16 protein-coding genes are annotated in these 13,425 nt (G+C 64.3%); 10 read left to right on the top strand and 6 right to left on the bottom strand.

The features are described from left to right. The first annotated feature begins 195 nt into the window (after positions 1–195). Positions 196–456: a hypothetical protein gene (locus VNN77_10675; GenBank protein HXG51858.1), complete on the top strand. Its 261-nt coding sequence runs from the start codon at positions 196–198 to the stop codon at positions 454–456. A 512-nt stretch (positions 457–968) separates the two neighbouring features. Beyond that, positions 969–1,832, top strand: coding sequence for a GGDEF domain-containing protein (locus VNN77_10670; protein HXG51857.1), 864 nt, complete (start codon positions 969–971; stop codon positions 1,830–1,832). 175 nt (positions 1,833–2,007) lie between these two features. Here the strand turns inward: VNN77_10670 and VNN77_10665 are convergent, their stop codons facing one another. The 3 genes from VNN77_10665 to VNN77_10655 form a co-directional block, all read right to left on the bottom strand. Continuing rightward, positions 2,008–2,400, bottom strand: a complete 393-nt coding sequence (locus tag VNN77_10665) for a HEPN domain-containing protein (GenBank protein HXG51856.1) — start codon at positions 2,398–2,400, stop codon at positions 2,008–2,010. A gap of 204 nt (positions 2,401–2,604) precedes the next feature. Then, positions 2,605–3,567, bottom strand: a complete 963-nt coding sequence (locus VNN77_10660; protein HXG51855.1) for a dihydrodipicolinate synthase family protein — start codon at positions 3,565–3,567, stop codon at positions 2,605–2,607. Between the two features lie 108 nt (positions 3,568–3,675). Next, entirely contained in the window at positions 3,676–4,398 is a 723-nt protein-coding gene (locus VNN77_10655) for a sterol desaturase family protein (protein HXG51854.1), read from the bottom strand. A gap of 196 nt (positions 4,399–4,594) precedes the next feature. Here VNN77_10655 and VNN77_10650 point away from each other — a divergent pair, with 196 nt between their 5' ends. Continuing rightward, complete coding sequence (locus VNN77_10650) at positions 4,595–5,119, top strand: hypothetical protein (GenBank protein HXG51853.1); 525 nt, start codon at positions 4,595–4,597, stop codon at positions 5,117–5,119. 92 nt (positions 5,120–5,211) lie between these two features. Here the strand turns inward: VNN77_10650 and VNN77_10645 are convergent, their stop codons facing one another. From VNN77_10645 to VNN77_10635, 3 genes are all read right to left on the bottom strand, one after another. Next, entirely contained in the window at positions 5,212–5,415 is a 204-nt protein-coding gene (locus VNN77_10645; GenBank protein ID HXG51852.1) for a hypothetical protein, read from the bottom strand. A gap of 265 nt (positions 5,416–5,680) precedes the next feature. Further along, a complete protein-coding gene (locus VNN77_10640; GenBank protein HXG51851.1) occupies positions 5,681–6,094 on the bottom strand; it encodes a response regulator in 414 nt (137 codons plus the stop codon). Positions 6,095–6,119: 25 nt separating this feature from the next. Then, positions 6,120–7,124 (bottom strand): sigma 54-interacting transcriptional regulator, encoded by a 1,005-nt coding sequence (locus VNN77_10635; protein HXG51850.1) that lies wholly within the window; start codon positions 7,122–7,124, stop codon positions 6,120–6,122. Between the two features lie 219 nt (positions 7,125–7,343). Here VNN77_10635 and VNN77_10630 point away from each other — a divergent pair, with 219 nt between their 5' ends. The 7 genes from VNN77_10630 (at position 7,344) to fliE (ending at position 13,411) form a co-directional block, all read left to right on the top strand. Beyond that, the gene (locus VNN77_10630; GenBank protein ID HXG51849.1) at positions 7,344–8,051 is read left to right on the top strand and encodes a Crp/Fnr family transcriptional regulator; all 708 of its coding nucleotides are present in this window, start codon (positions 7,344–7,346) and stop codon (positions 8,049–8,051) included. 323 nt (positions 8,052–8,374) lie between these two features. Then, the gene (locus VNN77_10625; protein ID HXG51848.1) at positions 8,375–9,490 is read left to right on the top strand and encodes a sigma 54-interacting transcriptional regulator; all 1,116 of its coding nucleotides are present in this window, start codon (positions 8,375–8,377) and stop codon (positions 9,488–9,490) included. Positions 9,491–9,587: 97 nt separating this feature from the next. Then, positions 9,588–10,847, top strand: a complete 1,260-nt coding sequence (locus tag VNN77_10620) for an ATP-binding protein (protein HXG51847.1) — start codon at positions 9,588–9,590, stop codon at positions 10,845–10,847. Beyond that, positions 10,822–12,210, top strand: coding sequence for a sigma-54 dependent transcriptional regulator (locus VNN77_10615; protein ID HXG51846.1), 1,389 nt, complete (start codon positions 10,822–10,824; stop codon positions 12,208–12,210). Before VNN77_10620 ends, VNN77_10615 begins: the two co-directional genes overlap by 26 nt. Next, entirely contained in the window at positions 12,198–12,626 is a 429-nt protein-coding gene (flgB, locus tag VNN77_10610) for a flagellar basal body rod protein FlgB (protein ID HXG51845.1), read from the top strand. Before VNN77_10615 ends, flgB begins: the two co-directional genes overlap by 13 nt. A gap of 5 nt (positions 12,627–12,631) precedes the next feature. Continuing rightward, on the top strand, positions 12,632–13,084 hold the full coding sequence (gene flgC, locus VNN77_10605; GenBank protein HXG51844.1) for a flagellar basal body rod protein FlgC: 453 nt from the start codon (positions 12,632–12,634) through the stop codon (positions 13,082–13,084). 27 nt (positions 13,085–13,111) lie between these two features. After that, on the top strand, positions 13,112–13,411 hold the full coding sequence (fliE, locus tag VNN77_10600) for a flagellar hook-basal body complex protein FliE (GenBank protein ID HXG51843.1): 300 nt from the start codon (positions 13,112–13,114) through the stop codon (positions 13,409–13,411). Positions 13,412–13,425 lie beyond the last annotated feature (14 nt).

The raw sequence follows: 13,425 nt of genomic DNA, 5'->3' as shown, positions 1-13,425 counted from the left end.
GACATCGATGGAGGCGGTCGCATGAAGCTGACACTGACGCTCCTGTTCGCAACCGCTAGCGCTCTGGCGGTTTTTGCTCCCAGGCCGGCCCGAGGCCAGGCTTTCGGCGAGTACGGAAGAGCCGTCGGGGGGGTGACTCAAAGGCAGAGCCCGTCAGCGCCGAAGGCATCCCGTTCCGGCTCCGGGGGAAAAGGAATGAAGCAAGGGTTCGTTGGCGGGCCCGACAGCCGTGCGGTGGCGGCGAAGCTGGTAGTCTCCTCCGAGCACGCTTCGCTTTACGCGCGGCAGGACGACGAAGGCCAGACCTTGGAGCATCTGGCACGGGGCGAAACATTGACGCCGCTTGTTCAGAGCGTCGGCAACAGGGCCGACTGGTACATGGTGCGGACCGCTCGGGGCACGGTAGGCTGGATCAAGTCTGGGGACGTGCGCGAGGAAGGGCAGAAGAAGCCGTGAGCGAGACCGCTGCTCGCTTTCGTTTGTCACCGGGCGCGTCGATTTGACACGGATGTCGCGGCCGTAGCTTGAGCGCGGTCCGGCAGCACCGTCGAGATTGCGTCAATTCAGCCCATTTCGTTTTCTGCTGTGGCTGGCACGAGAACTGCAACCGTCCCAACTGTGAAGCAACGTTCTTCTTACCGAAAGATTCTCAAACCCGATGTCCCGCCTCGAGCCTGTCGGGCTCCGCGGCTCGTGCCGTGGATCGGCGGGGTGAGCTTCGTGTGTGCCGTCGCCGTGCTCGCAGGTGTCCTCACTCGTTTTTTTTCGCCCCTGGCTCGGGTGCTCCGCCGGCCTGGCGCGGTTGAAACTTCCCCGACAAAAGTTTAGCTTCAGCCGAAAACGCGAGGAAAGCAGCCGTAAGCTTCGGCATCCCGGCTTGTGCGGCCGGATCGGGGCAGGTCGGCCAGGCATCGCTCCCCCGGGTCCCGGGATGAAACGCGCAAAGCTCGGCGCGGTGCGGCAAGGCGATGATGGAAACAGTTCTCAGATTTCTGGAGCGTCGAACCAAGGCCACGAACCTCGCGCTTGGAATCCTTCTGATGGCCACGGTGGGGGCGCTCGATTTCATGACCGGCCGGGAGCCGCACATCCATTTTTTTTATCTCCTCCCGATCGCGCTGGTGAGCTGGTTCGTGGAGAGCCGGGCGGCAATCGGCATGGCGCTGGCCTGCGCCGTCGTCTGGACCGTGGTCGGCAAGGTCGGGGAGCGTTCCTACTCTTCCTCCTTGATCGAGATTTGGAATTTTCTGATGCGCGCCGGGATTCTGCTGACCGTCGCGGTCGCTCTGTCGCAGCTCAGGTCCAAGCTTGACCAGATCTCCGAGCTCGCCAGTCGCGATTTTCTCACGGGGTTGCCGAACGGCCGCGCCTTTTACGAGCTTGCGGCGCGCGAAATGGACCGGGCGTTCGGGCTCGAGCCCATCGCGCTCGCCTACATCGACGTGGAAGGCTTCAAATGGATCAATCACCGTTTCGGCTACGTCACCGGCGATCAGATGCTCTGCGCGATCGCCCACACGATACGAAAGAACGCTCCGCGGGCCGACCTGGTGGGGCGAATCGGGGGCACGGCGTTCGCGGTGCTGCTGCCGAACACCGAACCGGAAGGGGCTCGCTTCGTTCTCGAAAAGATGCAGGGCGCTCTGCGGGAAGAGCGGCGCCGATACGCTCAGCCCGTCACTTTTTTCATCAGCGCCATCGCCTGTGCCAAGGCTCCGCGGAGCGTGGCAGAGCTGATGAACGAGGCGGAAAGTCGCATGACCCGGATGAAAAGCGGCAACCACGACGCCCTCGAGATCGCCACGGTCGAGTCGCTTCTGCCGGTCAACTGACTGACGGTTCAAACCGTTCAAGCCGGGTTTCGAGGTGAGCCGACCAGGCTAGGGGCAGCCGTCGGCAGCGAAGACGATGGGTTGGCACCTCTGAAAGAGTTTCCATCGGGCCGCCCTGTCGCTTTCTCGGCCCGACGACCCGATTCGAGCAACGAGATGCGATAGGTCATCGGCTTCAGCCGACCGTAAGCCTTTTCAGAACCGAGTCGTTGCCGATGACGTGGTATTCCATGTAGTCGATCAGCCGGCGGGCGATCGAGAAATACCTGGCGAGGTCCTGCGGGGCGGAAACGGGTGCGGTCGATCCTTGCTGCGCCGAGAGCTTGTACGATTCGACCTCCTGGACAAGGTTCTTGAGCGCCGGCGGTAAGACGTCCCACACGCCGGTCGACTGGCAGAGCGTCACCAGCTTGTCGTGGTCGTGTTTCTTCGGGATGCTTCCGTGGTTTTCCAACAGCGCCGCCTTGATCGCTTTTTCGACCGCCTCGGCGATTTTCTCGAAGTCGGATTGCTCCGCCGCCACGCCGTCACGGGCCTGGCGCAGCCAGACGTCAGCATAGAATCCCATGGTGCGCTCCGTCGGTGATAATAGAGCGCACGCTCTTTTTTGGCAAGCGCCGTTTCTCTGGAGAACGGCGAAAACACGCGCGCGACCCAGAGCGCGGGAGAAGATTTCCCGTAACCTCCAAAAAGGGCGTTGAGCTTCCCGCCGCGTTTCTTGACGGCGGCCGGGCAGCGGGCCGTGCCCGCCTCCTCCAAACGCAGCCGAGCTTCAGGCGGCGGTTCGGGCGCGCGCCGCCTCCACGAGCGGCCGGTACTTGGCATTGAGCCTCATCCAGTGCTCGGCCCGCCGTTTCGCCTTGGCCAGCTCCGCTTCCGGAAAATTGAGAAACGGAACGCGCGTCGGGCCGACCTTGCAGTAATCGGCGAACTCGGCCGGGCGCTTGTTTCCGGCTCCCGGGACCGGCCGGCCGCCGCTCCCGTCGCCGATCAGATCGTCGATGACCTCGATCGCCTTCTGAACGTCTCCCCGCCGCACGACGTCGAGCAGGTAGAGCACCGGCCACGGGCCCATCCACACCTCGGTGGACCAGCAGCCCGCAGCTCCCAACTGATAGTAAGGATAGAGCTGCGTCTGGTTCACGAAGACGCTGATCTTCCCCTTGATGATCTTTTGCAGGCTCATGAAAGCCTGCGTCGTCCGGTGGCTGTCCTTCATCCCCACGATGTTCGGTTTTTTGACCAGTTCTTTGAAGGCTGCGACCGGAATGGTGAACTTGTGATTCTCGGGGTTGTGGTAGATCACGATTGCAAGAGTGGGGAAGAGGTCCGCGATGTCGTGGTAGAAGCGGATCGCATCCGCCACCGGCAGCGTCTCGTAGTAAGGTACGCCGAGGAGCACGCCGTCCGCTCCGAGATCCTTGACGAAGTTCATCTTCTGGACGACTTCCCTCGGATTGGGGCTGGTGCAGCCGATGAACAGCGGGACTCGCTTGTTGACTGCTTCCGTCGTCGCCGCGGCCAGCACCCTGAACTCGTCGAACAGCAGGTTGTAGCACTCGCCGTAGGTCCCCGTGGTGGCGATGTTGTGGACCCCGTCCTTGATGATCTTATCGACCGCTTCCTTCAGGTTGTCGACGGCGATGGTTTGCGTAGCCCGAATGTCCACAGCATCCGGTGTGGCGAAAGCCGGCATCATCGCCAATACCCCGTTCAGCTCGCTTGCGGTGATCATGAGCGCCTCCGTAGTGATTGGTTAGCGTCCAAAGGCCCGGTCAAATCTCGTCCTCCAGTTATCAATTCGCCGGACGGTTTGTCAAATTTGCGGCGGAAGCCCTTCCCCTCACACCCCCAGCACCAACCTGAGCGGGTTAACCCGCGTCCCGATTCCGAACGTCAGCTCCTTGGTGGCGCGCTCGGGGTCGTAGTACGTCCCGAACAAACGGTCCCAGACCGTCAGCAGCGAGCCCAGGTTGGAACGGTAGTGCTGCGGGTCGTCGCTGTGGTGGATGTGATGATAACGGGGCGTCACGACCACCCACTCGAGCCATCTCGAGCTCCAGCTCACGTTCATGTGCATCCAGTCGTTGCGAAAGACGTGCTCGGCCATGATGAGCTGAAAGACCCAGAAGGGGGCCCCGTGAAGGATCGGCCGCGAGGCGACGAACGCCAGATTGAAGAGGATTACGTGCGGAATAGTCGCGCGGATGCCGGCAAGCCAGTACATGTAGTTCGGAGAGTGGTGCCACATGTGGGTGCGCCAGAAGTATTTCGTGTGCATCAGCCGGTGCACCCAATAGAGGCCGAAATCCTCGACGATCAGGAAGACAGCCAGCCTGTACGGCAGTGGCACCGCGCTCACGGTTGCGGGCGCGTGAGGGACCGGGATCCGGTCGGTCAGCAGGACGGCGAGCATGAAGAAGACGTCGTAGAGCACAAGCGCCGCGAGGTCCGGGAGGATCACTCGACGGTAGGGGACGGAGCGGGCTCGGAAGCGCCACTCCACGGCGGTCGCCGCAAGCCCCAGTCCCCAGAAAACCACATACGGATAAAAGGCCCGATACATAAGAAACCGACCCTTTCAATCCCAAAACGGGGAAGAAAGCAAGACCCTGCCGGGACCGGTACCGCTCGCCCTTAGCCTTCACCTACTCTTCCCCCCGGTCTCTGAATTCTTCCGTCGAAGCCTTGTATCTCGCCCGCCATGGTGGGAGAATCGACCCCGTCTGCGGACGGCAGAGCGACGTCCGGCCGGAATCGGGATGGCTGCGTCGAATCTTAAACATTCCAGAGCGCTCAGAGCCCTGGGTCAGGCCCTGGAGGCGTTGAGCGGCACCGAGAGCTTCGAGCTCAAGCAGCGCGGCAACGAGTACGTCGTGCGTTATCAGCCTCGCGATCCGGGATCGGAGAGGTCGCCGTCGAAAGAATTCCTCGCGAGGCTCGTCGAGGAAATTTGGGGCGAAACGCCTGCGCCGGTTCTCGAGCACGGGTTGCCCCGGTCCATGCAAGAGCTGCGCTACACCCCCACGGATATCGAACGGCTCGATTCCGAGGGGCGTTCGCGACGCGGCACTCCGCACGCCGCCCAGGGCGCCGTCTCGCAAATGCTTCGCGCGCTCGGGAGTTATCTGGAGGAAAAGCAGGCTCGAAGCTTCACGATCTCGTGGCTGGGGCCCACGATCTCCGTTCGCTACCGTACCAATTCAGCCACCACCACGGACTCATTCGACGTCTCGGTGGTCCACGACATGGCGCTCGCCATGCACAGCCGCCGGGCCGAAATCTGAGTTTCGACCGCGGTCGACTAACGTTTCAAACCGTAAAGCAGGGAGGGAAAAGCGGGAAAACGACGAACCGGCCAGTAATTTGAGGGAGAAGGCTACGAACCCGTCGGGCGGTGCCGCTTTGCCTCCTCGCTGCCGACCCATACCCAGGCCTGCACGTAAGCGCCGTAGCTGCCCTCGCCGTCGGGCAGCGTGACCGCGGCCTGGTCGTCGATCTCGAGCATTCCCTCGTGCTCGTAAAGCTCCCTGGCAGCCCGCCGGTATTGCTCTTCGAGGAGCCTGATTTTCTGCGGGTTCATTTTTTTCTCTGCCTGCCAAACGGTACTCGGACAATTCCCGCGGCACGCATCTCATTAGTGCTAAGCCTATGAAGGCAGCAAAGATGGTGCCAAAGAAAACCGGTGATAAGCAGGGAATTTTAACGCGAAGCTCGCCCGCCCGCGGGCAAACCCTCGCGCCGTTTTTTGCCATCCGGGGACGGCACAGGCAGACGAGGAAAAGGGTCTTTTGGGGCTCCGCCGAGCGCTTGCGGGGACGAGGCGGCCTTCCGGCTCGGGCGTGGCTTCATTTCCCCGCGGGCGTGTCGTCTCCTTTCGTTCTGGCAAAAGCGGCGTCGATGGTCTTCTGCCAGCCGCGCATCTCCAGTTGGGTTCCCACGCGCGCGAGGAAATCCGCAACGTTGATCGGCTTGGCGACGAACTCGCTCGCTCCGAGCGACATGGCGGCGGCTCGGGTGGCAAGGTCGTCCCTCGCGGTAAGGAGCATCACGGGAATCGAAGGCGCGGTGCGCTTGAGCTCGGCACACACCTGGAGGCCGTCGGTCTTCGGCATCATCACGTCGAGAACGATCAGGTCGACGGGCTCGCGCCGTACGGCTTCCAGGCATTCGGCGCCGCTGAACGCGCAGCGCACGTCGAATCCGTGGTGTGAGAGCAGGCGACGGAGAAACTCCACCAGGTCCTTGTTGTCGTCGACCACCAGGATCCTCGACCCGGAGGACCGGCTAGCTGGCAAGGGGAAGTCGCTTGTTCTCAACCTCGTCCCTCCTCAAGTCTCGGTTTCGCAGTTTGGCGAGCAGCGTGGTTCGCTTGACCTTGAGCATGCGCGCGGCCATGGCTTTGTTCCCGTCGGTGAGGCGCAGGGCTTCGTCGATGAGCCGGTACTCGAACTGCTTGAGCGCGGTCCGCAGGTCCAGCTCTTTGCCGTTGAGGGTCGGCTGCGGAATCTTCTTGTCGGAGACGAAGTTGTAAATGTTGGGAGGAAGGTCCTGCATCTCGATCCGCCCCCCCTCGCACAGGAGCACCATCCGCTCGATCACGTTTTCCAGCTCGCGCACGTTTCCCGGCCAGTCGTACTCCCATAGATGAATGCCCACCTCGGGCGCAATGCGAACCGAGCTGTTGTGCCGGCGGTTCGCCCGCTCGAGGAAGAAATCGATCATCAGCGGAATGTCCGAGCGGCGGGCCCGCAGCGGCGGCAGGTGAATCGGAATCACCTGGAGGCGGTAAAAGAGATCCTCGCGGAAGGTCCCTTTTTCGACTTCGCGCACCAGGTCCTTGTTCGTCGCCGCGATCACGCGGACGTCGACCGGGACGCTCTGGTCGGCGCCGATCGGGCGGACCTCACGCTCCTGGAGAACCCGGAGGAGCTTGGCCTGAAGCGCGAGCGGCATTTCCCCGACCTCGTCGAGGAAAAGCGTGCCGCCGTCGGCCAGCTGGAACATGCCGGCGCGGGCGCCGAGCGCGCCGGTGAACGCGCCGCGCACGTGGCCGAACAGCTCGCTTTCGAGCAGGTCGTGCGGGATCGCGGCACAGTTTACGGGAACGAACGGCCCGTGATTGCGGGCGCTGGAGGCATGGAGCGCGCGGGCGACGATCTCTTTCCCGGTCCCGCTTTCTCCGGTTACGAGCACTGTTGCGTCCGTAGCCGCAACTCGGTCGACCAGAGCCTTGATCTTTACCATGAGCGGATGCTCGCCGATGATCGAAACGGGGTGAGTCGGTGCCATTTGAGCGGTGAAGCCGGTTATGCGTCAGCCAAGCTTCGTCGAGGCCGAATTCCTGACTTGCTGAGCCCTCGTTGGCGAAATCGAGGGAGTTGTTTTTCTTCCACCATACAACTGTCTCCAAACTCCTGCATTGATCCGAGTCAAAATTACCATTGATTTACGTCAAGACTTTTCACTATAAAGTAGGCTATTTAATTTATTGGCGCGACAATGTCCGGCATGCAGAAAACCTGCCTCGACTGCCCGCACCGGGAGGAGGGGTTCCTGAAGGGAGTGGGGGAAAAAGCCTGCAAGGAATTTTCGGATGGGCTCGCCCGCTACTCGGTGGCCGGCAGGGGAAAGTTCATCTTCCATCAGGGCGAGCCGGTCACCGGAGTCTATCTCATTTGCCGCGGCGTCGTGAAATTGACGACGGTTGTGCCTGGAGGGGAGGAAGCGATCGTGGACCTAGCGGTCCCCTGCAGCATCATCAGCGGCGTCAGTGACGGCGCCGCGGCGAGCCATCCCTGTGCCGCGGTCACCACCGGGGGACAGGTCGAGATCGGACGGATGGGCTGGCGTCAGCTCCGGCTGCTCGGCGAGCGCCATCCCGCGCTCGCTCTCCAGCTCGCGCGCCATTTCTCGGAGAATCTGTTTCGCCTCTACCGGCGCGTCGGGATGGCAAGGCTGCCGGTCGAGCAACGGGTGGCGCTGTTGCTCGAGCATCTCGTGAACTTGTTGGACCGCGCCGGCTCGGAGGAAGAGGTCGTGGAGATCCCGCTTTCCAACAAGGAGCTCGCCCAGGCCGTTTCGACCGCCCCGGAAACGCTTTCCCGCAGCCTGCGCGACCTTCGCGCAAAAGGGATTCTCAAGGTGGAAAAAAGAACGATTCGCGTTCGCCGCAAGGCGATGAGACAATATCTCGAAAAGGTCAACGGCGAGGAGTGATCCCTCCCGCCGCCCGCCCCTGATCCTGCCGCGAAGCAGCCGCCCGGCCCGCGCTTTTTTCGCGCCGGCGCAGCGGCCGCGGCCTATTCCGTAGGCTTTGTTGCGTGCCGCGCTCCGGCGACAATTTCTCGACGCCGCCCGGGTAAGCGTCGAATTTTTGCCACCGCACGATCGGCGTTGCGGCACGCCGCGGGGCGAAGCTTTCAGCGAAAATGTCGGCAACTTAGGCGCGGCGGCGGCGGCTTCGTTCCTGCTGGCCTCTGTTTTGCTCGGCGGCAAGGCCAACGTTTTTCTGACGCGACAAGGCTTTGACGGGAGGTCGAATGGACAATCGGGTTCTCGGAGCGGCGCAGGAAAGGGGCAGCGAAGCGTTTGCGGCGATGGTCGGGGAGAGCTTTGCCATGCGTCGGATCCAGGAGCTCGTCAGAAAGATGGCGCAAAGCGACGCCACGGTCCTGATCACCGGTGAAAGCGGGACCGGCAAGGAGCTTGCCGCCCGTGCAATCCACCAGTTCAGCCATCGACGCGACAGCTCGTTCGTTCCGGTCAACTGCGGGGCCATTCCCGAGGAGCTGCTCGAAAGCGAGCTGTTCGGCCACGTGCGCGGCGCGTTCACCGGCGCGATTCACGCCCGGCAAGGCCGCTTCCAGCTCGCCCACAGGGGGACTTTGTTCCTCGACGAGATCGGCGAGATGAGCCCGAAGCTGCAGGTGAAGTTGCTGCGCGTGCTGCAGGAGCGACGGTTCGAGCCGCTCGGAAGCGACCATCCGGTGCAGGTTGACGTCCGGGTCGTCGCGGCAACCAACCGGGACCTGCGGGCGGCGGTTCGTGAAGGGAAGTTTCGCGAGGATCTCTTCTATCGTCTGAACGTGCTTCCGCTGGAGCTTCCGCCGCTGCGCGAGCGCAGGGGCGACATCCCGCTTCTCGTCCGCCATTTCCTTTCGCTTCACGGGCGGCGCAAGGGCAAAGGGCCTCTCGAGATCGATCCCGCGGCGATGCAGGCCCTCGAAAGCTACGAATGGGCGGGAAACGTGCGCGAGCTGGAGAATCTCATCGAGCGGCTCGTGGTCCTGAACGAGGACGGGGTGATCCGGGTGGGCGAGCTGCCCGACTACGTGCTCCAGCCGGCGGCGCGGCGGAGCGCGGCGGCCGCCGAGGTATCGCTTCCCGACGAGGGCGTGGACCTCGACGGCGTCCTCGAAAGTATCGAAAACGGCTTCATTCGTCAGGCGCTCGAGCGCAGCCGCGGCAACAAGACCGCCGCCGCCGAGCTGCTCCGTTTGAATCGCACCACGTTGATCGAGCGCCTGCGCAAGAAGGGCATGCTGCAGCCGCGCCTGGCGCCCGCGGGCGGCGGCGTCGGGATCCTGACGGAGCGGTACTTTTCTTTGACACCGCCCGTGGCCGCGGCTCACGGGCAGACGCGAGGATGCGCCTGAGAGCCGAGTAACTCTCGTGCCCTCGGTGAAAACCGTGGCACGGAGCTTGCTCGGGGCAGAAGCCGACGCGTCCGCCGCGCGGGAACGGAGGCAAGGAATGACTATTGCGGTCAGCGAACCGGAGATCGAGGTCGAGTCGCTCCAGCATCTCATCGGCTGGTTCAATCAGAACAGCCTGGAGTTGATTCGGGAATACCGCAGGCTCGAGGAGCGCGCTCAGCACCTGACGCGCGAGCTCGAAAGCCAGCACCGCGAGCTCGAAAAGAGCCTGCGGGAACGGGAAGAAGCCCGGGCGTATCTCCTCTCGGTGCTCGAAAGCCTCAACGCCGGGGTCCTCATCCTCGGTCGCGATCTGCAGCCGACGTTCGCCAATCGGCGCTTGAACGAGCTGGCGGGGGAAATCGACGCGGAGCGCGCCGGGCAGCTGCTGGGAAAAACACTGGCCGCCAGGCTCCGGCGCGGCGACAGGAGCTTTCTCCCTCTGGAATGCGAGAAGATGATTCAGGGACCCGACGGGATCGTGAGGCCGCTCCACTTCGTGGTCTCGGAGGTGGCGGCGGGAGGCTCCCGCAGCGACTACGTCGTGATTTTCCAGGACACCACCACGCTGAAGCGCCTCGAAGCGGAGGCCGCGCGGACGCGCCGGCTGGCTTCGCTAGGCCTGATGGCGTCGGAGCTCGCGCACCAGGTGCGAAATCCCCTCGGCGGGATCGAGCTCTACGCATCGCTGCTCAAGGAAAATGCGGTCGAGGACCCGCGGCGGGCGGCCGAGGAGATCCTCGCGGCCGCGCGCCGGCTGCACGCCACGCTCTCGCGCCTGCTGTGCTTCGCCGCGGAGCCGTCGATCTCCCCCGATCTCCTGCCGGTGCCTTTGCTGATGAAAGACCTGCTCGTGGAATGCGTACCGCTGTTCAATGATCCGCCGTGGTCGCTCGCGTTCGCCATTCAGCCCGGCCTGCCGCCGATCTGGGGCGACCGCGGTTTGCTGGTTCAGGCGCTGCTCAACCTCGTGGTCAACGCCAAGGAAGCGATGCCCGCGGGCGGGCGGGTGCAACTCAAAGCGGAAATGGCGCCTTTCGCCACGATGAACGGGCGGATCCACCGGGCCGTCGAGATCAAGGTCATCGACGAAGGCGGCGGCATTCCACCGGAGAACCGGGAGCGGATCTTCGACCCGTTCTTCACCACGAAAAAGAACGGGACCGGGCTTGGCCTGGCGCTGACGCACAAGATCGTCCACGCGCACCACGGCTCGATCGAAGTTCTGTCGACGCCCGGACGCGGCAGCCAGTTCAACGTCTGCCTGCCTGCGGCCGAGGAGACGCGAAGCGATGCAGAAGCAAATCCTGATTGCTGACGACGACCCCACCATGCGCGCGGCTCTGGGCGACGCCCTGGGGGGCGCCGGCTACCGCACCGCGCTTTTCGCCAGCGGCGAGGAGGCGGAGCGCCATCTCCGGCAGAGCGGCGCCGATCTGGTCGTCAGCGACGTGCGCATGCCCGGTATGAGCGGTCTCGACCTGTTGAAGGGCTTTCCGGAAGTGCCGTTCATCATGATCAGCGGCTTTGCGACCGTGCCCGAAGCGGTGGCGGCAATGAAGATCGGCGCGTTCGACTTCGTGGTCAAGCCGTTTTCCTACCGGGAGCTGGTCTCGCTCGTGGAGGCCGCCCTCGCCCGCGACGGCGGGGCGGAGCCCGAAGCGGCAGCCGACGGCGGATTCGTCGCCACCAACGCGCGCATGCTCGCCCTTCTCGACTTCGCCCGCCAGGTCGCCAGGTCGCACGCCTCCATCCTGATCCACGGCGAGAGCGGCACAGGGAAGGAGCTTTTGGCGCGCTACGTCCACGCGCACAGCCGGCGCAGCGCGGGACCGTTCGTCGCGGTCAACTGCGCGGCCCTGCCCGAGGGGCTGCTGGAATCCGAGCTTTTCGGCCACGAGCGCGGCGCGTTCACGGGAGCGGTCGCCAGCAAGCCCGGCAAATTCGAGCTCGCCCACGGGGGTACGCTGCTGCTCGACGAGGTGAGCGAGATGCCGCTTTCCCTGCAGGCGAAGCTGCTGCGCGTGCTGCAGGAGCGCGAGGTGGACCGAGTGGGAGGGAAAAAGCCGCTGCCGGTCGACATCCGCGTCATCGCGACCACCAACCGCGACCTCCACGCCATGATCCGCGCCGGCACCTTTCGCCAGGACCTCTTCTACCGGCTCAACGTCGTTCCGATCCGGATTTTCCCGCTGCGCGAGCGGCTCGACGACATCGAGCCCCTAGCGCGGGCTTTTTTCGCCACTCGAGGCTACCCGGGCGCGCGTCTCGCGTCGGAGGCTTGCGAGCGGCTGCGGCGCCACTCGTGGCGCGGCAACGTCCGGGAGCTGTTCAACGTGCTCGAGCGCGCCGCGATCGTGGCGCAGGGAGGAACGATCGAGCCTCGCCATCTGATGCTCGAGGACGAGGCGGATCTCTTGCCCCCGCCAGCGGTCGAGACCTGCCGGATCGGCCTCGCGGGCTCGAGCGCGCCGGGGGTTCCGGAATTGTCCGGCGGCGACGGCGCGGGGCTCTCGATGAAGGAAATGGAAGAGCGGCTCATTTTTCAGGCGCTCAAGCAGGCCAACGGCAACCGGACGCGGGCGGCGAGGGCGCTCGGCATCAGTGTGCGCACGCTCCGCAACAAGCTCAAGCAGTACCGCGCGCGAGGCGCACGGGAGGCGGTGCCATGGCCGGCCTGAGGCTTTTCAGTTTCAGCCAGCAGCTCCTCGAGCTCTCGGCGCGCCTTCGCGCCGCGCGCCACGAGATCCTGAGCGCAAACGTCGCCAACGCCGACACGCCCGGCTATCGCCCGCGCGACCTCGATTTTGGATCGATCCTGCGGGCCGCAGCCGAGGGCGATCCTTCGGCGGGCGGCGAGACGGGCCGGGCCGCCGAAGGGCCTTCGGCACCGCGGGTCGACTGGCGGGCGGCGATTTACGAGCCGGAGTATCCCGATAACCGTCACGGCGAGGCCCGCCTGGACCGGAACTCGGTCGGCATCGACCGGCAGATGGCCCTGCTGGCGGAGAACGCGCTTGCCTACGAGGCGAACCTGACGCTGCTCTCGCGCACGCTGGCCGCGCTGCGCTTCGCGATCAGCGAGGGAAGGAGGTAGGAGCGGTGAACCTGTTCAAGCTGTTCTCCATCAGCGGCGCCGCGATGAACGCGCAGCGCAGCCGGATGACGGTGGTGGCAGGCAATCTCGCGAACGCCGATACCACGCGCACGCCCGAAGGGGGGCCGTACCGGCGGCGCGACGTGATCTTCAGGACGGCGCCAGCGGAAGACGGCTTCGCCGAGCTGCTGAGCGACCGGGCGGCGGAACCGGGCCTCGAGCCGCTGACCGTCGAGGTCGCCGGCGTCAGGCAGAGCAGCCGGCCGCCGAGAAAGATCTTCGATCCCCATCATCCCGACGCGGACGCAGAGGGGTACGTCTCGGTGCCGAACATCAACGTCGTCGAGGAGATGGTCGATATGCTGGCGGCCGTGCGCTCCTACGAGGCCAACCTGGCCGCCTTCAACACCACCAAGGGTTTGATTCGAAAGCTGCTGGAGATCGGGCGCGCGTTCTAGGCAGCGCGACGTCCAGCGAGGGACACCATGAACACAATCAAGACCGTCGAGCTGATCCGCAGGGCGACGACCGCTCCGGAAGCGAAAGGTGTCGAGGACAAGCCCAAGACCGACTTCGGCACGGTGTTGAAGAACGCCTTGGGCGAGGTGAACGACCTGCAACAAAAGGCCGACCACGCGATTCGACAGCTGGTCGGCGAAGGCGCGGGAGACCTGCAGGAGACGATAATCGCTCTGGAAAAGGCCGACCTGTCGTTTCGCCTGATGATGCAGGTGCGCAACAAGGTCCTGGAAGCCTATCAGGAGATCATGCGGATGCAGGTGTAAACGGCTCGCGGCGG

This window comes from Candidatus Zixiibacteriota bacterium, assembly GCA_035574315.1.
Taxonomy (GTDB): domain Bacteria; phylum Desulfobacterota; class Binatia; order UBA9968; family UBA9968; genus DATLYW01.
This window is presented reverse-complemented; position numbering and strand designations above follow the sequence as displayed.